The following is a 25,994-nucleotide window of genomic DNA, read 5'->3' on the forward strand; positions in this document are numbered from 1 at the left end:
GCAGGGTAATACTGGAAGAATGAGTTTCTCCACCCCCGCGTCCCTGCTCCGCTCCCGGCAGGCAGCCGGCCCCGCGCCCTGGCAGCGCACCGCCGCCGGCGCCAACCTGCTCGCAGCAGACGGCAACCTGGGCGTGACCATCTTCGAAGAAATTACCGCCACGGCCGGCCGGCACAACGCCATCAACCTCGGCCAGGGGTTCCCGGACGAGGACGGCCCGGCGGAAATGCTCGACGCCGCCCGCGCCGCCATTGCTTCCGGCGCCAACCAGTACGCGCCGGGCCAGGGACTGCCGGTGCTGCGCGAGGCCATCGCCGCCCACCAGGACCGCTTCTACTCCCTGGCCGTGGATCCCGGAACCGAGGTGATTGTCAGCACCGGAGCCACCGAGGCCATCGCATCGGCACTGCTGGCGCTGGCTGGCCCGGGAGACGAAGTGCTGACCTTCGAGCCGTTCTACGATTCCTACGGTGCCGTGATCGGCCTCAGCGGCGCCACGCACACCACCGTTGCCCTGCAGGCCCCGCATTTCCTGCCTGACGACGGCGCGCTGGAGGCCGCGTTCAGCGAGCGCACCAGGGTGGTGCTGGTGAACAACCCGCACAACCCCACCGGGACCGTCCTGCCGCGCGAAGTGCTCCAGCAGGTCGTGGACCTGGCGGCGCGGTACAACGCCGTGATCGTCACCGATGAAGTGTATGAACACCTCACCTTCGGGCCGCAGCACATCCCCGTCGCCACCCTGCCGGGGGCGGCCGAGCGGACACTGACCATTTCCTCCGCCGGCAAGACGTTCTCCGTGACGGGCTGGAAGATCGGCTGGCTCACCGGCCCGGCACCGCTGGTGTCCGCGGTCCGGACGGTCAAGACCTTCCTGAGCTACACCTCCGGCACCCCGTTCCAGTACGCCGTTGCGGTTGGCCTGGGCCTGCCCGATGCCTACTTCACGGAGACCGCGGCTACCCTGAAAGCCAAACGCGACCTCCTTGGCGAGGGGCTGCGCGCAGCGGGCATGACCGTCCTGCCTTCCTCCGGAACCTACTTCCTCACCGCGGATACCTCCGCCCTGGGCATCACGGACGCCACTGCGCTTGCCCGCCGGCTCCCGGAGCTGATCGGTGTGGCGGCCATCCCGGTGGCAGTGTTCTGCCACGCGGACGGCGCGCAGCGCACACGCTCACTGCTGCGCTTCGCGTTCTGCAAAAAGTTCGAGGTTCTGGAGCAGGCATCAGAACGCCTGGCCGGGCTGGGCGGTGCCCTGTGAACGCCTCACGGCTACTGCGCGGCATCGGAGCCCACGCCACCATCACGGAAGACGGCTTCACGCCGGGCGCCTATGTGCTGAGCATCGGCGGGGCGGAACAGTCCCACGTAGACCTGGCCCGGCCCGGGGAGATCTTCTATGAATACCTGCGCCGTATGGGCAACGTCCTGGACCTGGTTCGGCCCGCCGGGGAGCCGGTGCGCGCCCTGCATCTGGGTGCCGGCGCCCTGACCCTTGCCCGATACCTGCAGGCCACCCGTCCCGGTTCCCGGCAGGCCGCAGTGGAGCTGGAACGGGAACTGCTGGACTTTGTCCTGGCCCACCTTCCGCTGCCGGAGGGAACGGATCTGCAGACGGTGATCGGTGATGCCCGTGAATCGCTGGACCGCTTTACCGGGCAGGAGTTCGACGCCGTTGTCCTGGACATCTTTGCCGGCGCCGATGCACCCGGGCACCTGACGACGTCGGACTTCTACGCGGAGCTGGCCGCCTTGCTCTCCCCCAACGGCGTGCTGCTGGTCAATGTGGGAGACGATCCGCCGCTGGCGTTCGCCCGCAGGCAGATCCGCGAACTGGCGGCAGGCCTGGAACGTGCCGGCCGCGGAGCGGTGGCCGCGCTGGGCCCGGCCGACATGTTTACCGGCCGTTACCCCGGCAACATCGTGCTGGCGGCAACCCCGTTCCCGTGGCCGGAGGAATGGACCCGGCAGCTGCTGGCCGCCGGCCCGCATCCTGCTGCGGTGCTCACGGGCGAGGACCTGGACGTGTTTGCCTCGGGATCCTAGCGGGCGCGGCTAACCGGCCTGCTGCGCGGGCTCGGCGAACCACAGGGTGGTCTCGCCGTACTTACGCTCGCTGAAGCGTTCCAGCCCCGCCGGCCAGACCGGCTCATCGGAGCGGGTGGATCGTTCCAGCACCACGACGGCGCCCTCGGACAGGTGTTTCGCCAGCGGCGCCAGGACCGTTTCCAGTTCGGCCTCCGTCAGGGCGTAGGGGGGATCGATGAAGACCAGGTCCCACCGGACTTCTTCGGGCACACGCAGCAGGAATGTTTCCGCCTTGGCCCGGTGCACGTTCACCCGGTTGGAGCCCAGCAGCTTGTTGACCAGTTCTGCGTTGCGCCGGCAGGTGGCCGCGGCCTTGTCGGCAAGCTCCACCAGGTCCACGGCCTCGGCTCCGCGGCTGGCGCTTTCCACACCCAGTGCTCCCGAACCGGCGAACAGGTCCAGTACCCGGGCGCCCTGCAGCACCTCGTAGGATTCCAGGCGGGAGAACAGTGCTTCCTTGACCCGGTCCGTGGTGGGACGGGTTCCGTCGCCCGGAACGCTGAACAAGGTGGATCCGCCGGCGGTCCCGGCAATAATGCGGCTCATGCCTTCACTTTATCCGCGTTCCAGGAAGGCTTCGGCCTCGGGGTTCAGGTACGCCTCGATCGCCTCGTCCAGGGCCGGATACTCCCGCAGGTCCGGGTCCTCCGCAACCAGGGCGACGGCATCAGCCCGTGCCTTTTCGATGACCTTTTCGTCCTGCACCGCCCGCAGCAGCTTCAGTGTGGAGCGCCCGCCGGACTGGCTGGCACCCAGGATGTCGCCCTCGCGGCGCAGTTCCAGGTCCTTGCGGGAGAGCTCGAAGCCGTCGGTGGTCGCGGCAACCGCTTCCAGCCGTTCCCGGCTGGGATGGCCCGGTTCCAGGCTGGTGACCAGCAGGCAGGTGCCGGGTAACCCGCCGCGGCCCACCCGGCCGCGCAGCTGGTGCAGCTGGGAGATGCCGAACCGGTCCGCATCCATGATCACCATGAGGGAGGCGTTGGGAACATCCACGCCCACCTCGATGACGGTGGTGGAGACCAGCACGTCCACGTCACCGTCATTGAAGGCCGCCATCGCTTCGTGTTTCTCCGCCGGGTCCAGCCGGCCGTGCAGCGCCGCCACTGTTTTTCCGGCGAGGGCGGGGACCGTGGCCAGGTACTCCGTCATTTCCGTGACGGAGGCCAACTGCTGCTTCGGCGCCCGTTCGCCGCCGGCCGGCGGTTCGGCAGGGTCAAAGAGCGCCAGCTCGCTGCCCGGCTCTTCTTCCTTGTCTCCGATCTTGGGGCACACAACGTAGACCTGGCGCCCGGCGTCGATTTCTTCCCGTGCGCGGGCCCAGATCCGCTGCTCCCACTGCGGCTTTTCGGCCAGCGGAGAGACGAACGTGGAAATCGGTGCCCGCCCGGCCGGCAGTTCGGTCAGCGTGGACACCTCAAGGTCGCCGAACACGGTCATGGCGACGGTGCGCGGAATAGGGGTTGCCGTCATCACCAGCAGGTGCGGGGTGCTGTGCCCCTTGGTGCGCAGCACGTCCCGCTGCTCCACGCCGAACCGGTGCTGTTCATCCACCACCACCAGGCCGAGGTCGGCGAAGGAGACGTGCTCCGAGAGCAGCGCGTGGGTGCCGATGATGATTCCCGCGGCTCCGCTGGCCGCATCCAGCAGTGCCGCCCGGCGTGCCGCAGTGTTCATGGAACCGGTCAGCAGGGTCACCCGGGTGCCGTCCGGATCACCGTCCAACTGTCCGCCACGGCCCAGCGGGCCAAGCATGGCGGTAATGGATTCGTAGTGCTGGGCTGCCAGTACCTCCGTGGGGGCGAGCAGGGCGGCCTGTCCCCCGGCGTCGATCACCTGCAGCATGGCCCGCAGCGCCACCAGGGTCTTGCCCGACCCCACTTCGCCCTGCAGCAGCCGGTTCATCGGGTGGTCTCCGGCCAGTTCCCGGGAAAGGTCCCGGCCGATTTCGGCCTGCCCGTTGGTGAGCGTGAAGGGCAGGGAGGCATCAAACCGGTCCAGCAGGCCGCCGGGCACGGCAGGGCGGGCCGTGGCTTCTTCCTCAGCGGTCAGCGCCCGACGGCGGGCCAGCGCGGTCTGCAGCACCAGGGCTTCCTGGTAGCGGAACCGGTGCCGTGCGGCGTAGGCCTCTTCCATGGTGGCGGGGCGGTGGATCCGGTTATACGCCTCTACCAGGCCGGGAAAACGTTCCCGGCTCCGGATTGCGGCGGGGAGCGGATCGCGCAGCCGGTCCGTCTCCATGGTGTCCAGGAGCATGGCCACGGACTTGGCAATCTGCGGGCTGGCGAGTTTGGCTGTGGCCGGGTACACGGGAATGGGGCGTTTGAGCTCTTCCTCGTCCACGGTGTCTTCATCCAGCAGGACATAGCTGGGGTTGGTGAGCTGCAGCTGGCCCTTGTAGGCGCCCACCTTGCCGGAGAACATCGCCCGGGTGCCTACGGGCAGCTCCTTGGATGCGTTGAATCCGTTGAAGAACGTCAGGTGCAGCTGGCCGAGGCTGCCGTCGGTGTCATCGGTGACCACCACCTCCACGATCATTCCCTTGCGGGCGCGCATCTGCCGCCGGTTGTTGCTCTGCACCCGGGCTATCAGGGTGACATCTTCGTCGAAGGGTATTTCGGCAATGGGCGTGAGCTCCCCGCGTTCGAGGTAGCGCCGGGGGAAGTGGTGCAGCAGGTCGCCGACCGTCTCGAGGCCCAGCTGCTTGTCCAGCTTCGTGGCGGACGGCTTGCCGATGCGGCGGTCGAGCGGGAAATCCAGTTCTGCGGGAAGCCTAGAGTCCATGCGCCCCGGGGATTTCCTGGTTCTCGGGGATCTCCTTGGTTTCGTGTCCGTCCGCGGAGAGCTCCGTGATGGTCAGGTTCATCGGCTCGCCCAGCCCGCGCAGCAGCTCTATGGCGGCGCCGGCCTCCGGGGTGTGCACGTGCACCCGCCAGCGGTAACCGTCCGCAACGGGGCTGACGGCGCTCATGATCACCGAGTCGCCCAGCTCATCCAGCTGCAGCCGCAGGGTGGCGGCGTCCAGCGGACTGAGATTGATGGTGCACATAACTTCGACGCCCTCCATCCGGGGCATATGCGCGTGGATGTGCGGATCCTGGACATCGTAGCCGTGCAGGCCGTCCAGCAGTTCCTCCTGCAGCTCCTCGCCCAGGGCTGCGGCTCGGAGCGCGTCAAGCACCAGCAGGAAGCCGACGCCGCCGGCATCCACCACCCGGGCTTCCGTCAACGCGTCCAGCTGGTTTTCGGTGTGGACGACGGCGGCAAGGGCAGCGTCCAGCATGGCCCGCAGAGTCACTGCCAGGCCTACGTTGCTGTCATCGCCGGTGACGGCGGCCTCACTGTCCGAGGCTGCATGGGCTGCCGCTTCCAGGACCGAGAGCATGGTGCCCGGGACGGGATCGCTGAGCACCGACCAGGACCGGAGCTGGGCGCGCTGCAAAGCAGAGGCGAGCAGCGGGGCGGACAACCGGACGGCGCCGGCCAGGGGTTCGGCCATGGACGTGAGGAAGACCGAAAACAGGGTGCCGGAGTTGCCGCGGGCATCTTCCATGGCGGCGCGGCCTGCGGTTCCCAGCAGTTCGCCGATGTCGGCTGTATCGGTTTCGGCAGCTGCCTTGGCGGCGGCGCAAAGTGTCAGGTACAGGTTGGTGCCGGTGTCGCCGTCGGCCACCGGAAAAATGTTGATGGCATTGAGGCGGTCGCTGTGGTTGCCAAGGGACACCTCTGCGTTGCTCAACCATCGCTTCAGCGCTTGCGCGTTGGCGGTGATCTTAGTCTGCAAAGTAGTCCCGTTTCCTGCTTGTGCCACTCATCTGGGGCCCGTCCCGTCCGGTCTTCGCCGTCTTTGCCGCTAACCGTTTATGTCATTAGGAAGCCTACCGCAGGGCGGTGACAGAACCGATAACAATTCACCCTTTCCCTGCGCCGGAGGCTCCCGGGTACCCGGCCATAGTGCCACCGTCCAGGGCTGCCCCTATTTCCGCGATGGCAGCGTAGTCAGGCAGCACAATGGACTGTCCGTCCGGTGAGGTGCCCACCCCTTCGTTAGGCAAGGTAAACATGTGCACATCCTCCGGCCCTACCTTGCGCAGGCTCACGCCCAGGCGCCCGGCTGCCACCGCGTCCAGGCCCTCGTCCACGCTGAGGTACGGCGACATTCCGCCCACGATCTCATTGACCTTCACCGGATTCAGCAGCGTCCCCCGGGCCATGATCCCGTTCAGGAGGCCCCGCACAAAAGCCTGCTGGTTGCGCACCCGCTGGTAGTCGCCGTCGGCAAAGGCATACCGTTCCCGTACGTACTTCAATGCGGACTCTCCCTGCACCCGGATGCTTCCGGCCGCAAAATACTCTGCGCCCGGTTCACGCGAGGTGAAGGCCGTATGGTTTTCCAGCGTGACACCGCCCAGCGAGTCCGTGAGCCCCTTGAATCCTTCGAAATCAATGACCACCACGTGGTCGATCGGGACGTCGAAAAGCTCCTGGACGGTTTCCACCGTGAGGGAAACACCGCCCAGCGCCATGGCTGCGTTGATCTTATTCGCGCCGTGGCCGGGTACGTCCACCCACGTGTCACGCATAATCGACATCACGTAGACACCGCTCCGGTCCGCCGGAATGTTCACCAGCATCATGGTGTCGGACCGTGCGTTGTCCGAGCCCGGGTCGCGGCTGTCGCTGCCGATCAACAGGAAATTCTGCGAATCCCCGGCAGCCGGGTCCTTCTGCGGGCTGCCGGCAGGCAGGGCACCGGTAAGCGTCTGCTTCCCCGAGTCGAAGGTCCGGGCCAGGTGCCACAGATAGCCACCGGCCGTGAGGGCGGCAACCAGTACAACACTGAGCATCACGGTCAAAGCGGTGCGTACGGGATGCTTAGCGTCAGATTCGGGTGGTAGCCGGTGCTCGCTCACAGTCGTCCTCCGCTCGTCGGGGTTCGAAGTATATACATGGGCATCCCGGGACCGATTCCGGTCCCCCTCGGCGTGCCGGATACCCTTGATGCATGAAGTCCTACGCTTTGCCCGCGGTACTGCTGCTGGTGGCCGTCTCCGCCACGGCCTGCACTGCGACAGCCAATGTTGATGCCGCCCCGGATGCCGCCAATCCAGACTGCGCCGCCGTAATGGTGGCCCTGCCTGATGAAATGGCCGGCTACCGGCTGCGGGACACCGCCAGCCAGTCAACGGCGGCCTGGGGCGATCCGTCCAAGGCGATCCTCCGGTGCGGCGTGCCCGTGCCCGGGCCCACCACGGACCCGTGTGCCGAGGTCAACGGCGTGGACTGGGTGCTGCGCGAAAACGAAGACACCTGGACCGCCACAACATACGGCCGCGAACCGGCCGTGGAGGTGGTCTTTAACCCCAACGAAGTGGCTTCTTCCACCATCCTGGTCCAACTGCAGAACGCGGTATCGAAGATCGAGCCCACCTCGCAGTGCCTCAGCCCGGAGGACACCCTGGAACTGGACGGATAGCCTCCGGCTTAGTCGGCGCCGCTTCCCGCTGCCTGGACATAGTCCGCAACCGTATCCGAAGCCAAGGCACCGGAAATACCGGCGAGCTGGCCGGGATCCGCGATCTGTACCGGCCCGCCGTCCGCCCCGGCACCGATGCTGGTCCGCAGGGCGAACATGTGCACGTCCTGGGACCGCATGCTCCGCAGGCTCACTGCCATGCTTCCCAGCGTGCGGGAGTCCAGGCCTGCATCGACGCTGAGGAAAGGAGCAAAGTCGCTGATGGCGCCCCGCGCGGTCACGGCGTTGTTGAGCGGACCACGGGTCAGCATCCCGTCGACGATACCTGCAACAAATGCCTGCTGGTTCTTCACCTGCTGTATGTCGCCATCCGTGAAACCCTGACCGGTCCGGACGTAGTTGAGCGCAGCATCCCCTTCCAAGGTGATCGGCCCGGAGGGGAAATAGTCGCCGTTGGCTCCCCCGGAGGAGAATGCCTCCCCGTTGTTCACAGTGACTCCGCCGAGTGCGCTCGTGAGCCCCCGAAAGCCTTCGAAATCGATGACGGCTACATGGTCGACCGGGGTGTTGAACATATTCTGCACACTTGCCACGGTCAGGGGGACCCCGCCAAGCGACATGGCCGAATCGAGCCGGCGGGCGCCGTAGCCGGGCACGTCCACGGAAGTACCGGGCAGGATGGACAGTGCATAGACCCCGCTTCGGTCGCCGGGAAGGTGCAGGAGCATCATCATGTCCGGTGCCGCCTCGGCGCTGCCGGAATTGCCTGCTTCGCTGCCCATCAGCAGGATGTTCAGTGACTTTTCCGCGGCAGCAGGCCGCGGCGGTTTGTCCAAGGGGAGCGCCCCCACAATGGTGTTCCTGCCGCCGTCGAAGGCAGTTGCCAAGGACCAGAGGTAGCCGCCCAGGACCAGTGCCGCGGCCAGGACAACGCTGGCCACAAGCCACAGCCCGTTCCGCACGCGCCTAACGGCCACCCTCCGGCGGCCGTGTTCCTTGGATGGGGGTTCCTTGGATGGGGCAACTGGAGAGGGGTGCGTACGCATAGCCGGTCCTCGCATCAGGGTCCGTGGTCGGTCCTAGACATGCGAGTGTAGCCAGCACGGGGCACACGGGTCCTGAGAATAACCACGGAAGGCATACCCGAAAACTTGCGGACCCTACCCGGAGACAGGGCCCGGCCGCCCCGCCGGGCGGCCGCCTACCGCAGGCCGGTGGGCCGCTGCAGGGCCAGGGTGATCAGTTCGTCGATCAGCTCGGTGTACGGCAACCCGGACTTGGCCCACATCTGCGGGTACATGCTGACCGGTGTGAAGCCGGGCATGGTGTTGATCTCGTTGATGATCAACTTGCCGTCCTGCGTGTAGAAGAAATCCACCCGGGACAGGCCCTCGCCGCCGACAGCTTCGAATGCGGCCCCGGCCAGGTCACGCACCCGGGCGGAAATGTCCGCCGGAAGGTCCGCCGGGCAGCTGAGGTCGACGGCGGCACCGTCAACGTACTTCGCCTCGAAGTCGTACCATTCGTGGCCGCCGTCGCGCACCGCGATCTCGCCCGGCTGGCTGGTCCGCGGGTCCTGGGTCCCGCGGCCCTGCAGCACGGCCACTTCAATTTCCCGGCCGGTGATCCCGGCTTCGACAACCACTTTGGGGTCGTGCAGCCGGGCCGCTTCGATGGCGGCGGGCAGCTGCGCCGGATCGGTCACCCGGGTGATGCCCATGGAGGAACCGGCGCGGGCCGGTTTGACGAACAACGGGAAGTCGAGCGCACCGGCGCGGGCCAGGCAGGCCTGCGGGTCGCGCCGCCACTGCCTGTCGGTGATGACTTCGTAGGGGCCGACCTCGAGCCCGGCGGCCGCGAAAACCACCTTCATGTAGTGCTTGTCCATGCCCACGGCCGAAGCCAGGACGCCCGCGCCCACGTAGCGGACATCGGCCATTTCCAGCAGGCCCTGCAGGGTTCCGTCCTCACCAAATGGTCCGTGAAGCAGCGGCAGCACGACGTCGATGCGGCCCAAGCTGCGCGGCAGGCTGCCGGGCTCGTGGGCCACGAGTTCGCTGCTGCCGTCCTGCGATGAAAGGACCACGGAGTCGTCGGAGACGGCCACCTCCGGCAGCGTGCTGGAGCGCAGCGACCAGGAGGCGGGATCTGCGTCAACCAGGCTCCATTGGCCGTTCTTGGCGATGCCGATAGGAACGACGTCGTACTTGGCCGTATCAATGGCCTGCAGCACTCCGGCAGCCGTTACGCAGCTGACGGCGTGCTCGCTGGATCGTCCGCCGAAGAGGACGGCCACCCGGGGGCGGGCGGCACGGCCGGGCTCTTCGGCAGTGGTGGGCAGGGGTTCAACAGTCACGGGGCGGACACACCTTCGGATTTCAATTCACGGGCCAGCAGCCGCGGGCCCAGTTCTTCCACAGTAATTACGCCCTGCAGTACGGCGACGACGTTTTCGGTGATGGGCATGTAGACGCCCAACTGGGTGGCCCGGTCCAGGACGGCCTGGGCGGACTTGATGCCTTCGGCAGTCTGGGTCATGGAAGCGTTGACCTCGGCCAGGCTCAGGCCCTGCGCCAGCAGCGTTCCCGCGGTGTGGTTGCGCGAAAGGGGGGACGAGCAGGTGGCAATGAGGTCGCCCATGCCGGCCAGGCCGGCCATGGTCTCCGCGTTGCCGCCCAGGGCCAGGGCCAGGCGCGTGGTCTCGGCCAGCCCGCGGGTCATCACCGAGGCCTTGGTATTGTCTCCCATGCCCTTGCCGTCGCAGATGCCCACGGCGAGGGCAATCACGTTCTTGACGATGCCGCCTATCTCGGTGCCCACCACATCGGCGTTGGTGTAAGGCCGGAAGTACGGCGCGGTGCAGGCCTCTGCAATCCATGCGGCCGTATCCAGGTCGGTGCAGGCCACCACGGAGGCGGTGGGTTCCTGACGGGCGATTTCCATGGCCAGGTTCGGCCCGGAAACCACCGCGATGCGCTCGGCGGGAACGCCCAGTTCCTCGGCAATGACCTGGCTCATCCGGGCGTCGGTACCGCGTTCCAGGCCCTTCATCAGGGACACCACCACCGCGTTGGCGGGCATGAGGGGCAAAACGTCCTGCAGCTGGGCGCGCAGCGACTGCGCGGGCACGGCCAGGACGACCAGTTCCGCTCCGGCAAGAACCTCGGCGAGATCTGTTGAAGCACGCAGGTTATCGGGCAGGACGGTGTCTTTGAGGTACTGCGTATTGCGGTGCCTGCCGTTGATATCCTGGGCCACCTCGGCCCGGCGGGCCCAGAGGCGGACCTCGGTGCCGCGTCCGGCGCCGGAATCCGCGGCGATCTTGGCGAAGGCAGTGCCCCAGCTTCCGGCGCCCAGCACGGCGACGACGGCGGGGTGCTCACTTCTGGCGGTCACTGTCCAGCCTCTTTCGGTTTATCTACTTCAAAGGAACGGCCAATCTGTTTCTGGCCCTTGGACACGGGATCCCAGCGTTCGGCGGGCGGCTGGGCCCCGCGCAGCTTGGCCACCATGTCGGTGAGATCGGACATGATCCGGTCAGTGGCGGCGTCGAGCACCGCCTTCGTGATGGGACGGCCCGCAAACTCCGAGAGGTCCACCGGTTTGCCCACTACCAGGTGCACCTCCTTGCGGGGAAACAGCGACGGACGCTTGGCATAGCGGGGCAGCAGGTCCTGCGAACCCCAGTGGGCAACCGGGATAACCGGGACCCCGGTCTGCAGGGCCAGCCGCGCCGCACCGGTCCGGCCCTTCATCGGCCACAGGTCCGGGTCACGGGTCAGTGTCCCCTCGGGATAAATCACCAGCGCACGTCCGGCCGCCAAGGCCTTCCCCGCAGCATTCAGGGACCCGGCCGCGCCGGTGGTTACGCGTTCCACCGGGACCTGGTTGCTGTACTTCAAGGCTGGGCCCAGGACGGGAGCCTTGAACAGCGAGGCCTTGGCCATGAAGTGCGGCGGGTGGCCCTGGTTGTACAGGAAATGCCCCACCACAACGGGATCGACTTCGGTCACGTGGTTCGGGCACACAATAAAGCCCGAATCCTGCGGCAGGTTCTCCGCCCCCTGCCAGTGCTTCTTCAGGAAGACATTGAACACGGGCCGCAGCGTCCCGGCCAGCAATGCGAAAACTACCCGTGACCTAGTCGATTCCTTCATGGCGTCAGGCTACCGGAGTCCGGCAGATACACCGGATGTGACGTCAAAGTCCGCCCCGAGGCCCTCGAGCTTGCCCTGGAAGTGCTCGTAGCCGCGGTTGATCAGCTCGATGCCGGTCACCCGGGAGGTGCCTTCTGCTGCCAGCGCGGCGATCAGGTGGCTGAAACCGCCGCGCAGGTCCGGAATGTCGATTTCTGCGCCGCGCAGCTGCACCGAGCCGGCGATAACCGCCGAGTGCAGGAAGTTGCGCTGGCCGAACCGGCACGGGACGCTGCCCAGGCATTCGCGGTGGACCTGGATGTTGGCGCCCATGCGAACCAGTGCATCGGTGAAACCGAAGCGGTTCTCATACACGGTTTCGTGCACAATCGAGACGCCCTCAGCCTGGGTCAGCGCAACTACGAGGGGCTGCTGCCAGTCCGTCATAAAGCCGGGGTGTACATCGGTTTCCAGCACCAGCGGGTTCAGGGCACCGCCGGGGTGATAGAAGCGGATGCCGCCGTCGTCGACGTCGAACGCGCCGCCGATCTTGCGGTAGGTGTTCAGGAAGGCGGTAAGGTCCTTCTGGTCCGCGCCTTCAACATAGATGTCGCCCTTGGTGACCAGGGCAGCGGAAGCCCAGGACGCCGCTTCGTTACGGTCCGGCAGCGCCCGGTGGTTGTACCCGGTCAGCTCGGTGACACCCTCGATGCGGATGACGCGGTCCGTCTGCACGGAAATGATGGCGCCCATTTTCTGCAGGATCGCGATCAGGTCCAGGATTTCCGGTTCCACGGCAGCGCCGCGCAGTTCGGTGATGCCCTCGGCCTTAACCGCGGTCAGCAGCACCTGCTCGGTGGCGCCGACGCTCGGGTACGGCAGTTCAAGCTTGGCACCGGTGAGGCCGCGCGGTGCGGAGATGGAAATGCCGCCGGGGCGCTTTTCCACCACGGCACCGAAGTTGCGCAGCATCTGCAGGTGGTAGTCGATCGGGCGGTCACCGATCTTGCAGCCGCCAAGGTCGGGAATGAAAGCCTCGCCAAGGCTGTGCATCAGGGGCCCGCACAGCAGGATCGGGATGCGCGAGTCCCCGGCATGGGCGTCAATGTCCTTGGACGCCGCCGTTTTCGCGTTCTTCGGATCCATCGTGAGGTCGCCGGTTACCGGGTCCTTGGTGACCTCTACGCCGTGCAGCTTCAGCAGGGAGGTGACAACCTCGACGTCCTTGATTTCCGGAACGTTGCGCAGCAGGGACGGGCCGTTGCCAAGCAGGGCCGCAACCATGGCTTTGGGGACCAGATTCTTCGCCCCGCGGACCGGTACCTTCCCCGATAGAGGAACACCGCCTCGGATGGTGAGAACGCTACCCATGAACACCTGATTTCTTAACTAGTTGGGCCCCAAAAGCAATAAGAGACTGCAACCAAGCATAGGAGGAAGCGTCTGCTTACTGAAATAACGCCGCCTTGCCATGGCCCCTCGTCGGGGTGATTCCCGACACGTTGCACCGCCCGGACAAACGGACAGGCCCCGCTTGGACGGGGCCTGTCAATGATATAGGGATTTGGTTAGGTGCACGAAACGCTGCCGGGGGCAAACCGGCGGCTGCCTGCCTCCTAAGGCAGGGCCGGGAGGGTGACGGGTTTGTAGGAAGGCCGCTGCGCTTCGAAACCGGTGATTTCCGACTCGTGGCGCAGGGTCAGCCCAATGTCATCCAGGCCCTCGAGCAGCCGCCAGCGTGTGTACTCGTCAATCTCGAAACCGGCGCTGACGCTGCCGCACAGGACCGTGCGGGCCTGCAGGTCCACCGTGACTTCCGTGCCGGGAGAGTCTTCCAGCACCTTCCAGATGAGCTCGATGTCGTCCTGGGCCACCTGGGCGGCCACCAGCCCCTGCTTGCCGGAGTTCCCGCGGAAGATGTCCGCGAAGCGGGAGGAAAGCACGGCCCGAAATCCGTAATCCTTCAACGCCCAGACGGCGTGTTCCCGCGAGGAACCGGTGCCGAAATCCGGCCCTGCCACCAGGACGGAGCCGCGACTGTACGGTTCCCGGTTGAGGATGAAGTCTTCGTTCTTGCGCCAGCCGGCGAACAGTGCGTCCTCGAATCCGGTCCGGGTGATCCGCTTCAGATAAACGGCTGGGATGATCTGGTCTGTGTCCACATCGCTTTGGCGCAGCGGAACACCGATGCCGGTGTGGGTGGTGATTTTTTCCATGGGGTCTCTCCTAGGCAGCAGCTGCGGCGTCGACGGCGGCACCCGGCAGCGGGTCCAGGTCCGAGGGTGAACTGAGGGTTCCGCGCACGGCGGTAGCGGCGGCCACCACCGGCGAGACCAGGTGGGTGCGTCCGCCCTTGCCCTGCCGCCCTTCGAAGTTGCGGTTGGACGTGGAGGCGCAGCGTTCCCCGGGTTCCAGCTGGTCCGGATTCATGCCCAGGCACATGGAGCAGCCGGCAAACCGCCATTCGGCGCCGAAGTCCTTGAAGACCCGGTCCAGCCCCTCGGCTTCGGCTTCCAGCCGCACGCGGGCAGAACCCGGCACCACCATCATCCGGACCGCCGGGTCCTTCTGCCGGCCGCGGATAATGTCGGCCGCAATGCGCAGGTCCTCGATGCGGCTGTTCGTGCAGGAGCCCAGGAACACCGTGTCCACCCGGATCTCCTTCATGGGTGTTCCGGGGGCCAGGTCCATGTAGGCCAGCGCGCGCTCTGCTGCCGCCCGGGCGTTCCCGTCGGTGAAGTGTGCGGGCGCCGGCACGGCATCCGAAAGCGACACACCCTGCCCCGGGTTGGTGCCCCAGGTGACGAAGGGCTCCAGCGTGTCGGCGTCCAGGAACACCTCGGCGTCGAACTGTGCGTCCTCGTCCGTGGCCAGGGACTTCCACTGCTCGACGGCGGCATCCCAGTCCCGCCCCTGCGGCGCGTGCGGGCGGCCCTTGAGGTAGGCGAAGGTGGTCTCGTCAGGGGCAACCATTCCGGCCCGCGCACCCGCCTCGATGGACATGTTGCAGATGGTCATCCGCGCTTCCATGGACAGGGAGCGGATGGCGGAACCCCGGTATTCCAGCACGTAGCCCTGTCCCCCTCCGGTGCCGATCTTGGCGATCACGGCCAGGATGATGTCCTTGGAGGTGACTCCCGGCCGCAGCGTGCCCTCGACATTGATGGCCATGGTCTTGAAAGGCTTGAGGGACAGTGTCTGGGTGGCCATCACGTGTTCCACCTCGGAGGTCCCGATGCCCATGGCCAGGGCGCCGAAGGCACCGTGGGTAGAGGTGTGCGAGTCGCCGCACACAACGGTCAGGCCGGGCTGGGTCAGTCCCAGCTGCGGTCCTACCACGTGGACAATGCCCTGCTCGGCATCCCCCAGCGAATGCAGCCGCACACCGAACTCAGCACAGTTGGCGCGCAGGGTTTCGATCTGGGTCCGGCTGACCGGGTCCGCAATCGGCCGGTCGATGGCCAGCGTGGGCGTGTTGTGGTCCTCCGTGGCAATGGTCAGGTCGGGGCGGCGCAGGCCGCGGCCCGCCAGCCGGAGGCCCTCGAAGGCCTGCGGGGAGGTCACTTCGTGGACGAGGTGCAGATCGATGTAGAGAAGGTCCGGAGCGCCGTCTTCGCCTTTGCGGACGACATGCTCGTCCCAGACTTTTTGTGCAAGCGTCCTGCCTGCCACATGCTCACCCATACCGATACCCCTTAACGATTCACTGCTGATGCCTTAAGGGAACCAGCACGCCGTACCGCCGCGCCAGCTTTTGGATTTGCATCTCAGATAGTGAGACGGCAGTATCAGTGCATGGACACGGCAAGCGGCGTAGGAGTCATCGATAAAGCGGCCATGGTGCTGGATGCACTGGAGGCCGGCCCCACCACGCTCGCGCAGCTGGTTTCGGCCACGGGACTGGCCCGGCCCACCGTTCACCGGCTGGCCCTGGCGCTGGTGCACCACCGCCTCGTGGGACGGGATATCCAGGGCCGTTTCGTCCTCGGCGGCCGTTTGGTGGAACTCGCGTCCGCAGCCGGCGAGGACCGGCTGATCGCCTCGGCCGGACCCGTGCTGCTGCAGCTGCGCGACATCACCGGCGAAAGCTCCCAAGTGTTCCGCCGACAGGGCGAATGGCGGGTCTGCGTCGCCTCCGCCGAACGGCCCATCGGGCTGCGGGACACCATCCCGGTAGGCACCCAGCTGTCCATGAAGGCCGGCTCCGCAGCCCAGTGCCTCCTTGCATGGGAGGACCATGACCGGCTGCTCGAGGGGCTGCACAACGCACGGTTCACTCCCACCGTCCTGGCCGGCGTCCGACGCCGGGGCTGGGCCCAGAGCCTTGGCGAACGTGAACCCGGGGTCGCCTCGGTGTCCGCTCCGGTGCGCGGTCCGTCCGGCCGGGTGATTGCCGCCGTGTCTATTTCCGGGCCCATTGAACGGCTGACCCGCCAGCCCGGCCGCATCCACGCCGAAGTCGTTGCCAAGGCAGCCGCCCAGCTGACGGAAGCCCTGCGCAAGAACGCCGACTAAGCCTATATTGGGAGTCTCCGATGCACGGGAGGCATGATGAAGCGGATGCGCGTGCTCTGGAACATCGTCCGGGTCACCAACGCGGATTACATCATTTACGGCTTCCTCATCGTCCTGGGTGTGGCCACCCTGCTAATCCCGTTGTTCGAATCGGCCATTCCCGGGCTGGGAGACAGTCTCTGGTATCTCTTCGGATCCTTTACGACCATCGGATTCGGTGACTTTGTTGCCGTCACGCCCATGGGGCGGCTGATTACCGTGGTGGTGGCCCTGTACGGCATCCTGGTGGTCGCGCTGTTGACCGGCATCATTGTGGGGTTCTACAACGAACTCCTGCGGGTCCGTTCCCGGGATTCCTTGAACGGGCTGCTCGATGAGCTGGAACACCTGCCCGACCTGTCCCGGGAGGAGCTGCAGTCACTGTCGCAGCGCATACGGGAGCGCCATATCCTGCGCTAGCCGTCTAGCCCGTCGGCACGTCAGCCGGCGAAGTGGTCCCAGCCCGTGGCCGATGGGACCTGTCCGCCAAAGGTAACGCCCTCGCCGTCGTGCACCTGCCCTATCCGCGCAAAGCCCTCCGGAAGGGCAGCATCCGGCGGGAAGGCGGCCAGCAGACCGTGGTCCTCTCCCCCGCCCAGGACCCACACGAGCGGATCGGCGCCCAGGCGTGCAGCTGCCGGGGCCAGGGACGCCGCCTTCGCGAGGAGGTATTCCGCGTCCAGGTCAATGCCCACGCCGGATGCCCGGGCAATGCGGCCCGCGTCGCGTACCAGCCCGTCGGAGACGTCCAGCATGGCCGTGGCGCCGGCACGGGACGCCTCCGGACCGGCACCGGCGCGCGGCGGCCGCGGACGAAGCTGGGCCATAGCCAACCCCGCCAGCTCCTGGTCGTCAGCCGCTTCGGGATCCGCCATGTCGACTTTGCCCTCCAGTACAGCCAAGCCGGCTGCAGCCAGGCCCAAGGCACCGATGTGGGCCAGGACGTCCCCGGCGCGTGCACCCGAGCGCAGTACCGGCCGGCGGCCCTGCAAATCGCCGGTTACCGCCGCCGTCACCACTATCTGGTCCCCGCGGCCGAGGTCACCGCCCACCACTGAACACTGTTCGAAGGCCAGGGACGAGATGCCGGCTGCGAGCCCCTCGGCCAGATCCTCAACCCAGGACACCGCCGTGGTGCCGGGCAGGGTGAGGCTGACGACGAGGGATGTGGGAACGGCTCCCATCGCGCGGATGTCGGAAACGTTCTGCGCCACGCATTTCCACCCAACGTCGAATCCGGTGGTCCGGTAGCCCGAAGGCCACAGCAGGCGGAAGTCCGCATCCTGGACCAGGGTGTCGATGGAAATGGCCGTCCGCCCGTCCGGCGACGCAATCACCGCTGCGTCATCGCCCGGACCCAGCAGTGCCGTGTCCGGCCCCAGCCGGGGGAAGATCCGGGCCAGGAGTGCCTTCTCGTCGAGCTGGTCCACGGTCAGGGCCTCGTTGGGCACAGTCTGTTCCTCGGTTTTCAGTGGGGGTATGGGGAAGGAGTGCGGATTCGAAATTATCACGCCGCCCCCGCTGCCCCTCGCCTCGTCCGGGGCTTAAATGCAAAACCGGCCCCGGACATATTGTCCGGAGCCGGTTACTGGTGACCCCAGCGGGATTCGAACCCGCGTTATCGCCGTGAGAGGGCGACGTACTAGGCCGCTATACGATGGGGCCGTGTACAGTGCCGCAAGCATGGATCTAGCCGTTGGTTACAACGGGTGGATTAGCCTGCGCACTTCCTTTGCCGGTTTCGAAGAACCGGCTGAAAGAGTATTTCATACTCTTTCAGTGGAGACCAACCGGCAGATGCCTTGTTGGTTACCGCTGGGATACCAGGACTCGAACCTAGAATGTCGGTACCAGAAACCGATGTGTTGCCAATTACACCATATCCCACTGTGCTTCAGCCGACGCGTTTGGCCGGTTTCCCTGCCGCGTTCCTTTGGGCTTCAACCCCTCAGCACGAGTTATTACTATACACGGGTTCCGGAGCAAGTACAAAACGGGCTCTTTCACCCCTCTCCGGCTGCTGTCAGAGCAGGCCCAGCAGCTCTGCCAGCGAACCGATGGTGTGCACGTCTGCCGGCACGGGCATGCTGTCTTCACGGACCGGTGACGGGTTGTCCGTGCGGTCCAGCCATACCCCCAGCAGCCCGGCAGCGACAGCTCCTGCCGCGTCCACCCGGAGGTTGTCCCCCACATAGGCGGTGCGCTCAGGCGCGGCGCCCAGGAGATGGACACCCTCATGGAAAATGATCGGGTCCGGCTTGGAGACGCCTACTGTGTCTATGCCCACCAGGACCTTGATGCGCTCCAGTCCGGCGGCGTCGAGCTTGGCCCGCTGGTAGTCGTGGACATTGTTGCTCACCGCCCCGTAGGAAATCCCGCGGGCGTCCAGCGCATCCAGGAGGGGCACGACGTCGTCGAACGCCCGGAAGTAGCGCGGCAGGGCCTGCTCGTAGGCGTCGTTCCAGGCGCGGGCGGCGTCGCTGTCCAGCGGCGCCAGGCCCGCCTGCTCGCGAGCGTGCTGCAGGCGCAGCACCCGCTGATCGGCAAAGTCCAGCCGTCCCGCAAGATAGGACTCGTAGTGGCCCTGCGGGTCGGCGGCGAACAGGGCGGTATACGCGTCCCAGTCCGCCGCCGTGAAATGGGTCAGATCCGCGGCCCCTACTGCCTGCAGAGTACTGCCCATGGCAGCCTGCAGGTCAACCAATGTTTCATCGATGTCGAACAGCACCGCATCAATGGACCTGCCCATCAGGTGCTCCTACGCGGCGTCGCGGAAGGCGCGGATGCGCGCGAGCGAGGCATCGCGGCCAAGGATGACCATCGACTCGAACAGGGGCGGCGAGATCCGTCGGCCGGAAACAGCGGTACGCACGGGGCCGAAGGCCAGGCGCGGCTTGATGCCCATGTCCTCCACGAGGGCCTGGCGCAGCGCCGCCTGGATGTTCTCGGCAGTCCAGTCCGTGACCGGTTCCAGTGCACCCAGCGCTGCGTCGAGCACTTCGGCCAGGTTCGCCGGCAGTCCCTTGCGTGCGTCATCGGCAACGTCCACGGCGTCGTCGGCCTTGAACAGGAAGCCGAGCATATCCGGGGCCTCGCCGAGCAGGGTGATGCGTTCCTGCACCAGCGGGGCTGCTTCGGTGAGGATCTGCTCTTCACGGCCGGTGAGTGTCTCCCCCACCAGTCCGGCCTGCTGCAGGTAGGGCACCAGGCGGTTGCGGAAGTCAGTGGGTTCGAGCATCCGCACGTGGGTACCGTTGATGGCTTCGGCCTTCTTCAGGTCGAACCGCGCCGGGTTGGCGAGCACGTTGTGGATGTCGAAGTTCTCCACCAGCTGCTCAACGCTGAAGATATCCTCGTCAGCCGAGAGCGACCAGCCCAGCAGGGACAGGTAGTTCAGCAGGCCTTCCGGAATGAAGCCGCGCTCCCGGTGCAGGAAGAGGCTGGATTCGGGATCGCGCTTGGAGAGCTTCTTGTTGCCGGCGCCCATGACGTACGGCAGATGGCCGAACAGCGGCATGTACTTCGCCACTCCGACGTCGATCAATGCACGGTACAGCGCAACCTGGCGCGGGGTGGAGGAGAGCAGGTCCTCGCCGCGCAGCACGTGGGTGATGCCCATCAGGGCGTCGTCCACGGGGTTCACCAGTGTGTACAGCGGGGCGCCGTTGGCGCGGACCACCACGAAGTCGGGAACGGTGCCGGCCTTGAACGTGATCTCACCGCGGACCAGGTCGGTGAACGTGATGTCTTCATCGGGCATCCGGACGCGGAGCACAGGCGAGCGTCCTTCGGCCTTGAAGGCTTCGATCTGCTCCGGGGTCAGGTCCCGGTCATAGTTGTCATAGCCGAGCTTGATGTCGCGGCCTGCAGCGCGGTGGCGGGCTTCGATTTCTTCGGGAGTGGAGTAGGACTCATAGAGGTAGCCGGCGTCGCGCAGCTTGGCGATGACGTCCTGGTAGATCTCTCCGCGCTGGGACTGCCGGTACGGCTCATGCGGACCCCCCACGTTGACGCCTTCGTCCCAGGTGATGCCCAGCCAGTCCAGCGCGTCGAGCAGCTGCAGGAAGCTTTCCTCGCTGTCGCGGGCCGTATCGGTGTCCTCGATGCGGAACACCATGGTGCCCTTGGTGTGCTTGGCATAGGCCCAGTTGAACAGGGCTGTCCGAATCAGGCCCACGTGCGGGGTGCCGGTGGGAGACGGGCAGAACCGCACGCGCACGGGCGTGTCATCGGTAACGGTGGGCAGGTCAGCTAAGGGAGTGGGCGCATTAGTCATGATGCTTCCCAGTTTAGTCGCTTCTGCCCCGCAGGGCCCTCACCGGGCATGTGAGAGCAGCCAGAGGAACACTCCTCCCCCGGCAAGTGCGCCGCCAGCAGCAGCAGCGAGGCGCCGGAACCGGTAATTGTGGTGCGGCGCCGCTTCGCGGACGCGCAGGGCCACTGCGGCCCCCAGCCCTGCTGCCAGGACCACTGCAGCCGCCGGGCCGTAACCCCTCGGCAGCAGCAGGTAGGCCTCCGCCGCGGTGATGACGACGCCGGCGCCCAGGGACACGTCCAGCCAGTCCCAGGATGCAAAGCAGTTCGCGATCATCAAGACGACGGCGGAAGTGATCAGCCCGAAAGCGGCGGCGGACAGCGCCAACGGACCGTCCAGCCACAGAATTGCCCACTGCGTCATGCCCGCCAGTGCGGCCGCGCCCAGCACAGCGGGCGGCAGGGACGACGGCGGCAGCGGACGCAGGTCGCCGCGGCGCCGGAGAGTGGCAATGAGTACGGTGGGGAACACACCCAGCAGCAGTGCCGCTCCTAAGCCCCACGGCCATGCGGCAGCCGGTGCGAAGCTGAGGAACGGGGCAGCCAGGAGGATGGCGGACCATAGTGCCGCCGGCACGGCGAACGTGCCCTGGCCTTCCTGCCTGGCAGCCCCGAAGGACATCAGCTGCGGACGGTGTTAACCAGGCGGCCGATGCCCTCGATGTCGACCTCGAAGCGCTGGCCGTCGGTAATGATGCCTACTCCTGCAGGGGTTCCGGTGAGGATGACGTCGCCCGGCAGGAGGGTAAAGGCCTGGGACACGTAGGACACCAGTTCCTTGACACCCCAGATCATGGAGCTCGTGTTGCCGTCCTGAACGAGCTCGCCGTTCAGGAAACCGCGCACGTCGGTGCTTTCCGGGTCCAGTTCGGTTTCAATCCACGGGCCCAGAGGGCAGGAGGTGTCAAAGCCCTTGGCCCGCGCCCACTGGTCATCGGTACGCTGCACGTCGCGGGCAGTGAGGTCGTTGGCGCAGGTGTACCCGAAGATCACTTCGTCCACCCGTTCGATGGGGACGTCCTTGCAGATGCGGCCGATAACGACGGCGAGCTCGGCCTCGTATGAGACCTCGTCCGAGAAGGAGGGCAGCACCACGGGATCATTGGGGCCGATGACCGAGGTGTTGGGCTTGAGGAACATCAGCGGTGCCGCCGGCACCTCGTTGCCCATCTCGCTGGCGTGGTCCGCGTAATTGCGGCCGATGCCCACTACCTTGCTGCGCGGGATAATCGGCGCCAGCAGCCGAACGTCTTCGAGCTTGTGCCGCTCCCCCGTGAGCTGGATCCCCGAAAAGAACGGGTCTCCCTTGATGACGGCAATTTCTTCGCTGCCTTCTTCTCCGCCGACCACGCCGAACGCCGGGTCGCTGTCCTGTACAAATCGAGCAATACGCATGGATACAAGCCTAGTGGAGAATCAGCCCATGCCGGCATGGGCACCCCTGGAGCAGTGCCCCTGTAGGCCGCAACCAGGGTTGGCGGGTTAAACAGGTGAGGCCCGTACCAACACTGGTACGGGCCTCACCCCACAATTTGTCCGGCGGTGACCTACTCTCCCACACCCTCCCGGATGCAGTACCATCGGCGCTGTGGGTCTTAGCTTCCGGGTTCGGAATGGGACCGGGCGTTTCCCCCACGCTATGACCGCCGTAACCCTTCCACCCGCACCACACACCCAAAAACAGTGTGCGTGGGGAAAACAATGGTCACGAACATCAAAAAATCAGACGTAAGTAATATTCAGTTATTGTTCCCAGGGGAACAACCCTTGACGGGTTGTTGTCCGGGAACCACATAGTGGACGCAAGCAGCATGATCACAACACCCTCTACATTGGGAAACCGTTTGAAGTCGTGTTTCCCCAGGTGTTGATGTGGTGTAAGTTATCGGCCTATTAGTACCGGTCAGCTTCACGGGTCTTTAGTCCCCGCTTCCACATCCGGCCTATCAACCCAGTGGTCTGGCTGGGGGCCTCTCACACACAAGGTGTATGGAAATCTCATCTCGAAGCGGGCTTCCCGCTTAGATGCTTTCAGCGGTTATCCCATCCGAACGTAGCTAATCAGCGGTGCACTTGGCAGTACAACTGACACACCAGAGGTTCGTCCGTCCCGGTCCTCTCGTACTAAGGACAGCCCTTCTCAAATTTCCTGCGCGCGCAGCGGATAGGGACCGAACTGTCTCACGACGTTCTAAACCCAGCTCGCGTACCGCTTTAATGGGCGAACAGCCCAACCCTTGGGACCTACTCCAGCCCCAGGATGCGACGAGCCGACATCGAGGTGCCAAACCATGCCGTCGATATGGACTCTTGGGCAAGATCAGCCTGTTATCCCCGAGGTACCTTTTATCCGTTGAGCGACGGCCATTCCACAATGTACCGCCGGATCACTAGTCCCGACTTTCGTCCCTGCTCGAGATGTCTCTCTCACAGTCAAGCTCCCTTGTGCACTTACACTCGACACCTGATTGCCAACCAGGCTGAGGGAACCTTTGGGCGCCTCCGTTACTCTTTAGGAGGCAACCGCCCCAGTTAAACTACCCATCAGGCACTGTCCCTGACCCGGATTACGGGCCGAAGTTAGATATCCAGTATGACCAGAGTGGTATTTCAACGATGACTCCACCCGAACTGGCGTCCGGGTCTCACAGTCTCCCACCTATCCTACACAAGCCACACCGAACACCAATACCAAACTATAGTAAAGGTCTCGGGGTCTTTCCGTCCTGCTGCGCGTAACGAGCATCTTTACTCGTACTGCAATTTCGCCGAGTTTATGGTTGAGACAGCGGGGAAGTCGTTACTCCATTCGTGCAGGTCGGAACTTACCCGACAAGGAATTTCGCTACCTTAGGATGGTTATAGTTACCACCGCCGTTTACTGGGGCTTAAATTCCCAGCTTCGCCCGTAAGGGCTAACCGGTCCTCTTAACCTTCCAGCACCGGGCAGGAGTCAGTCCGTATACATCGTCTTGCGACTTCGCACGGACCTGTGTTTTTAGTAAACAGTCGCTTCCCCCTGGTCTCTGCGGCCCCGATCCCCTCCGGACAGCAAGTGTCCATCAAGGTTGGGGCCCCCCTTCTCCCGAAGTTACGGGGGCATTTTGCCGAGTTCCTTAACCATAATTCTCTCGATCGCCTTAGTATTCTCTACCTGATCACCTGTGTCGGTTTGGGGTACGGGCGGCTAAAACCTCGCGCCGATGCTTTTCTAGGCAGCATAGGATCACCGGATCCCCCCGTGAGGGAGTCCCGTCAGATCTCAGGCACGTCATCAAAGACACCGTGACGGATTTACCTATCACGGACCCTACATCCTTAGACCAGGTCAACCATCGCCTGGCCCGGCTACCTTCCTGCGTCACACCTGTTAATACGCTTACCTCCCAGGATCAGGTCCCGTGCTCGGCCAAAACCCTCACACCACAAGGATGCTCGGGCAGGCTCCGGACGGTTAGTGTCCCCTGCTTGGTATGGGCGGTTTTTCGCCGGTACGGGAATATCAACCCGTTGTCCATCGACTACGCCTGTCGGCCTCGCCTTAGGTCCCGACTTACCCAGGGCAGATTAGCTTGACCCTGGAACCCTTGATCATTCGGCGGACGGGTTTCTCACCCGTCTTTCGCTACTCATGCCTGCATTCTCACTCGTGTAGGCTCCACAACTGGTTTACACCGCTGCTTCACTGCCCACACGACGCTCCCCTACCCATCCAGACGACTGAACCACGAAGGCTTATCTAATATCTGAATGCCACAACTTCGGCGGTGTACTTGAGCCCCGCTACATTGTCGGCGCGGAATCACTTGACCAGTGAGCTATTACGCACTCTTTCAAGGGTGGCTGCTTCTAAGCCAACCTCCTGGTTGTCTGGGCAACTCCACATCCTTTCCCACTTAGCACACGCTTAGGGGCCTTAGTTGGTGGTCTGGGCTGTTTCCCTCTCGACTATGAAGCTTATCCCCCACAGTCTCACTGCTGCGCTCTGACTTACCGGCATTCGGAGTTTGGCTGACGTCAGTAACCTTGTAGGGCCCATTAGCCATCCAGTAGCTCTACCTCCGGTAAGAAACACGCAACGCTGCACCTAAATGCATTTCGGGGAGAACCAGCTATCACGGAGTTTGATTGGCCTTTCACCCCTACCCACAGCTCATCCCCTCCATTTTCAACTGAAGTGGGTTCGGTCCTCCACGACGTCTTACCGTCGCTTCAACCTGGCCATGGGTAGATCACTCCGCTTCGGGTCTAGATCACGCCACTGCATCGCCCTATTCAGACTCGCTTTCGCTACGGCTTCCCCACACGGGTTAACCTCGCGACGTAACACTAACTCGCAGGCTCATTCTTCAAAAGGCACGCTGTCACAGCAATCAGAGCTGCTCCAACGGTTTGTAGGCACACGGTTTCAGGTACTATTTCACTCCCCTCCCGGGGTACTTTTCACCTTTCCCTCACGGTACTTGTCCGCTATCGGTCATCAGGGAGTATTTAGGCTTACCAGGTGGTCCTGGCAGATTCGCACGGGATTTCTCGGGCCCCGTGCTACTTGGGATCCTCTCCAAGCGGCAGCATACATTCCGGTTACGGGGCTAACACCCTCTACGGCCTGGCTTTCAAACCAGTTCACCTATGCACCTGCACTCACTTCACCAATCCGGCAGAATCGGTACGGAAAGTCCCGCAACCCCAGTGATGCAACGCCCGCCGGCTATCACACACCACTGGTTTAGCCTCTTCCGCGTTCGCTCGCCACTACTAACGGAATCACTGTTGTTTTCTCTTCCTGTGGGTACTGAGATGTTTCACTTCCCCACGTTCCCTCCACGCACCCTATGTGTTCAGATGCGGGTCACCCGGTCACTCGCGCGCCGGGCGGGGTTTCCCCATTCGGACATCCTGGGATCAAAGTTCGGTTATCAACTCCCCCAGGCTTATCGCAGATTCCTACGTCCTTCTTCGGCTCCTGATGCCAAGGCATCCACCGTGTGCCCTTAAAAACTTGACCACAAAGATCAATAATTAATATCGCTATCGAGAAAACCATGGAGGCCGGTAAAAACCGGTCACCAGGTTTATCTGAAATTGCACTTAATAATTTTTAAGATGCTCGCGTCCACTATGTAGTTCTCAAACAACAACCCCGTCACACCCATCCCCACCACCAACCAGCCCCCCAAAGGGAACCGGCACCCGTGATGTACCCGGCATGCGCAGGAACAAACAGAAACAAACCACAACCATGAACACCCCCACCCCCTCAAAGAGGGAAGAAGCCCCACAGCCCTGTTGTCTCAGGACCCAACAGTGTGCCAAACGGTCAACCGGTAACCTGCCCGCACCGCTTTCCAGAACCCCAAAGGGAACGTACTCACTGATGCCAGGCAATCATGCCGGCGCCTATCCATTGATATTCCACCCTTGAG

At 64.6% G+C, this 25,994-nt stretch carries 21 protein-coding genes, 2 tRNA genes and 2 rRNA genes; 5 read left to right on the forward strand and 20 right to left on the reverse strand.

What is annotated here, in order from left to right; genetic code table 11:
• The first annotated feature begins 19 nt into the window (after positions 1–19).
• Both QNO06_RS11120 and QNO06_RS11125 read left to right on the forward strand, forming a co-directional pair.
• On the forward strand, positions 20–1,264 hold the full coding sequence (locus tag QNO06_RS11120) for an aminotransferase class I/II-fold pyridoxal phosphate-dependent enzyme (RefSeq protein ID WP_227911723.1): 1,245 nt from the start codon (positions 20–22) through the stop codon (positions 1,262–1,264).
• On the forward strand, positions 1,261–2,049 hold the full coding sequence (locus tag QNO06_RS11125) for a spermidine synthase (protein ID WP_227911724.1): 789 nt from the start codon (positions 1,261–1,263) through the stop codon (positions 2,047–2,049). Before QNO06_RS11120 ends, QNO06_RS11125 begins: the two co-directional genes overlap by 4 nt.
• 9 nt (positions 2,050–2,058) lie before the next feature.
• On the opposite strand, the gene rsmD is transcribed toward QNO06_RS11125, so the two are convergent.
• The 4 genes from rsmD to QNO06_RS11145 all read right to left on the reverse strand — a co-directional run bounded on the left by rsmD (position 2,059) and on the right by QNO06_RS11145 (position 7,001).
• Entirely contained in the window at positions 2,059–2,637 is a 579-nt protein-coding gene (gene rsmD, locus QNO06_RS11130; RefSeq protein ID WP_227911725.1) for a 16S rRNA (guanine(966)-N(2))-methyltransferase RsmD, read from the reverse strand.
• Between the two features lie 9 nt (positions 2,638–2,646).
• Positions 2,647–4,872: an ATP-dependent DNA helicase RecG gene (locus tag QNO06_RS11135; protein ID WP_227911726.1), complete on the reverse strand. Its 2,226-nt coding sequence runs from the start codon at positions 4,870–4,872 to the stop codon at positions 2,647–2,649.
• A complete protein-coding gene (locus tag QNO06_RS11140) occupies positions 4,862–5,839 on the reverse strand; it encodes a DAK2 domain-containing protein (protein WP_227911745.1) in 978 nt (325 codons plus the stop codon). The genes QNO06_RS11135 and QNO06_RS11140 overlap by 11 nt, the downstream gene beginning before the upstream one ends.
• A gap of 160 nt (positions 5,840–5,999) precedes the next feature.
• On the reverse strand, positions 6,000–7,001 hold the full coding sequence (locus QNO06_RS11145; RefSeq protein ID WP_227911727.1) for an LCP family protein: 1,002 nt from the start codon (positions 6,999–7,001) through the stop codon (positions 6,000–6,002).
• 92 nt (positions 7,002–7,093) lie between these two features.
• On the opposite strand from QNO06_RS11145, the gene QNO06_RS11150 reads away from it, so the two are divergent.
• Positions 7,094–7,564 carry a DUF3515 domain-containing protein gene (locus QNO06_RS11150; protein ID WP_227911728.1) on the forward strand — a complete coding sequence of 157 codons (471 nt, stop codon included), beginning with the start codon at positions 7,094–7,096 and terminating at the stop codon, positions 7,562–7,564.
• Between the two features lie 8 nt (positions 7,565–7,572).
• Here the strand turns inward: QNO06_RS11150 and QNO06_RS11155 are convergent, their stop codons facing one another.
• The 7 genes from QNO06_RS11155 to leuC all read right to left on the reverse strand — a co-directional run bounded on the left by QNO06_RS11155 (position 7,573) and on the right by leuC (position 15,384).
• The gene (locus tag QNO06_RS11155; protein ID WP_227911729.1) at positions 7,573–8,526 is read right to left on the reverse strand and encodes an LCP family protein; all 954 of its coding nucleotides are present in this window, start codon (positions 8,524–8,526) and stop codon (positions 7,573–7,575) included.
• A gap of 239 nt (positions 8,527–8,765) precedes the next feature.
• Positions 8,766–9,905: a D-alanine--D-alanine ligase family protein gene (locus tag QNO06_RS11160; protein WP_227911746.1), complete on the reverse strand. Its 1,140-nt coding sequence runs from the start codon at positions 9,903–9,905 to the stop codon at positions 8,766–8,768.
• An 11-nt stretch (positions 9,906–9,916) separates the two neighbouring features.
• Complete coding sequence (locus QNO06_RS11165) at positions 9,917–10,960, reverse strand: NAD(P)H-dependent glycerol-3-phosphate dehydrogenase (RefSeq protein ID WP_227911730.1); 1,044 nt, start codon at positions 10,958–10,960, stop codon at positions 9,917–9,919.
• Complete coding sequence (locus QNO06_RS11170; RefSeq protein ID WP_227911731.1) at positions 10,957–11,721, reverse strand: lysophospholipid acyltransferase family protein; 765 nt, start codon at positions 11,719–11,721, stop codon at positions 10,957–10,959. The genes QNO06_RS11165 and QNO06_RS11170 overlap by 4 nt, the downstream gene beginning before the upstream one ends.
• A gap of 9 nt (positions 11,722–11,730) precedes the next feature.
• Positions 11,731–13,071, reverse strand: a complete 1,341-nt coding sequence (murA, locus tag QNO06_RS11175) for a UDP-N-acetylglucosamine 1-carboxyvinyltransferase (protein ID WP_227911732.1) — start codon at positions 13,069–13,071, stop codon at positions 11,731–11,733.
• A 245-nt stretch (positions 13,072–13,316) separates the two neighbouring features.
• The gene (gene leuD, locus QNO06_RS11180) at positions 13,317–13,916 is read right to left on the reverse strand and encodes a 3-isopropylmalate dehydratase small subunit (RefSeq protein WP_227911733.1); all 600 of its coding nucleotides are present in this window, start codon (positions 13,914–13,916) and stop codon (positions 13,317–13,319) included.
• A 10-nt stretch (positions 13,917–13,926) separates the two neighbouring features.
• Positions 13,927–15,384 (reverse strand): 3-isopropylmalate dehydratase large subunit, encoded by a 1,458-nt coding sequence (gene leuC / locus QNO06_RS11185; protein WP_227911734.1) that lies wholly within the window; start codon positions 15,382–15,384, stop codon positions 13,927–13,929.
• A gap of 111 nt (positions 15,385–15,495) precedes the next feature.
• On the opposite strand from leuC, the gene QNO06_RS11190 reads away from it, so the two are divergent.
• A complete protein-coding gene (locus QNO06_RS11190; RefSeq protein WP_227911735.1) occupies positions 15,496–16,215 on the forward strand; it encodes an IclR family transcriptional regulator in 720 nt (239 codons plus the stop codon).
• 33 nt (positions 16,216–16,248) lie between these two features.
• Positions 16,249–16,674, forward strand: coding sequence for a potassium channel family protein (locus QNO06_RS11195; RefSeq protein ID WP_227911736.1), 426 nt, complete (start codon positions 16,249–16,251; stop codon positions 16,672–16,674).
• A 20-nt stretch (positions 16,675–16,694) separates the two neighbouring features.
• Here QNO06_RS11195 and thiL read toward each other — a convergent pair whose 3' ends face one another.
• From thiL to QNO06_RS11240, 9 genes are all read right to left on the reverse strand, one after another.
• The gene (thiL, locus tag QNO06_RS11200; RefSeq protein ID WP_227911737.1) at positions 16,695–17,705 is read right to left on the reverse strand and encodes a thiamine-phosphate kinase; all 1,011 of its coding nucleotides are present in this window, start codon (positions 17,703–17,705) and stop codon (positions 16,695–16,697) included.
• Positions 17,706–17,843: 138 nt separating this feature from the next.
• Positions 17,844–17,919: transfer RNA gene (locus QNO06_RS11205), tRNA-Glu, on the reverse strand.
• Positions 17,920–18,069: 150 nt separating this feature from the next.
• Positions 18,070–18,141: transfer RNA gene (locus QNO06_RS11210), tRNA-Gln, on the reverse strand.
• Positions 18,142–18,277: 136 nt separating this feature from the next.
• Complete coding sequence (locus QNO06_RS11215; RefSeq protein WP_227911738.1) at positions 18,278–19,003, reverse strand: HAD family hydrolase; 726 nt, start codon at positions 19,001–19,003, stop codon at positions 18,278–18,280.
• Positions 19,004–19,012: 9 nt separating this feature from the next.
• On the reverse strand, positions 19,013–20,530 hold the full coding sequence (gltX, locus tag QNO06_RS11220) for a glutamate--tRNA ligase (RefSeq protein ID WP_227911739.1): 1,518 nt from the start codon (positions 20,528–20,530) through the stop codon (positions 19,013–19,015).
• A gap of 39 nt (positions 20,531–20,569) precedes the next feature.
• A complete protein-coding gene (locus QNO06_RS11225; protein ID WP_227911740.1) occupies positions 20,570–21,190 on the reverse strand; it encodes a hypothetical protein in 621 nt (206 codons plus the stop codon).
• The gene (locus QNO06_RS11230) at positions 21,190–21,963 is read right to left on the reverse strand and encodes a fumarylacetoacetate hydrolase family protein (RefSeq protein ID WP_227911741.1); all 774 of its coding nucleotides are present in this window, start codon (positions 21,961–21,963) and stop codon (positions 21,190–21,192) included. Before QNO06_RS11230 ends, QNO06_RS11225 begins: the two co-directional genes overlap by 1 nt.
• A gap of 139 nt (positions 21,964–22,102) precedes the next feature.
• A 5S ribosomal RNA gene (gene rrf, locus QNO06_RS11235) occupies positions 22,103–22,219 on the reverse strand.
• 221 nt (positions 22,220–22,440) lie between these two features.
• Positions 22,441–25,576 (reverse strand): 23S ribosomal RNA (locus tag QNO06_RS11240).
• Positions 25,577–25,994 lie beyond the last annotated feature (418 nt).

The organism is Arthrobacter sp. zg-Y20 (assembly GCF_030142075.1).
Lineage (GTDB): Bacteria > Actinomycetota > Actinomycetes > Actinomycetales > Micrococcaceae > Arthrobacter_B.

Coding starts and splice junctions, on each gene's coding strand:
- QNO06_RS11135 (WP_227911726.1), bottom strand. CDS start 4,872: ATGGACTCTAGGCTTCCCGCAGAACTGGATTTCCCGCTCGACCGCCGC.
- QNO06_RS11195 (WP_227911736.1), top strand. CDS start 16,249: ATGATGAAGCGGATGCGCGTGCTCTGGAACATCGTCCGGGTCACCAAC.
- QNO06_RS11170 (WP_227911731.1), bottom strand. CDS start 11,721: ATGAAGGAATCGACTAGGTCACGGGTAGTTTTCGCATTGCTGGCCGGG.
- QNO06_RS11215 (WP_227911738.1), bottom strand. CDS start 19,003: ATGGGCAGGTCCATTGATGCGGTGCTGTTCGACATCGATGAAACATTG.
- QNO06_RS11120 (WP_227911723.1), top strand. CDS start 20: ATGAGTTTCTCCACCCCCGCGTCCCTGCTCCGCTCCCGGCAGGCAGCC.
- QNO06_RS11230 (WP_227911741.1), bottom strand. CDS start 21,963: ATGCGTATTGCTCGATTTGTACAGGACAGCGACCCGGCGTTCGGCGTG.
- rsmD (WP_227911725.1), bottom strand. CDS start 2,637: ATGAGCCGCATTATTGCCGGGACCGCCGGCGGATCCACCTTGTTCAGC.
- murA (WP_227911732.1), bottom strand. CDS start 13,071: ATGGGTAGCGTTCTCACCATCCGAGGCGGTGTTCCTCTATCGGGGAAG.
- gltX (WP_227911739.1), bottom strand. CDS start 20,530: ATGACTAATGCGCCCACTCCCTTAGCTGACCTGCCCACCGTTACCGAT.
- leuC (WP_227911734.1), bottom strand. CDS start 15,384: ATGGGTGAGCATGTGGCAGGCAGGACGCTTGCACAAAAAGTCTGGGAC.
- QNO06_RS11150 (WP_227911728.1), top strand. CDS start 7,094: ATGAAGTCCTACGCTTTGCCCGCGGTACTGCTGCTGGTGGCCGTCTCC.
- QNO06_RS11225 (WP_227911740.1), bottom strand. CDS start 21,190: ATGTCCTTCGGGGCTGCCAGGCAGGAAGGCCAGGGCACGTTCGCCGTG.
- leuD (WP_227911733.1), bottom strand. CDS start 13,916: ATGGAAAAAATCACCACCCACACCGGCATCGGTGTTCCGCTGCGCCAA.
- QNO06_RS11190 (WP_227911735.1), top strand. CDS start 15,496: ATGGACACGGCAAGCGGCGTAGGAGTCATCGATAAAGCGGCCATGGTG.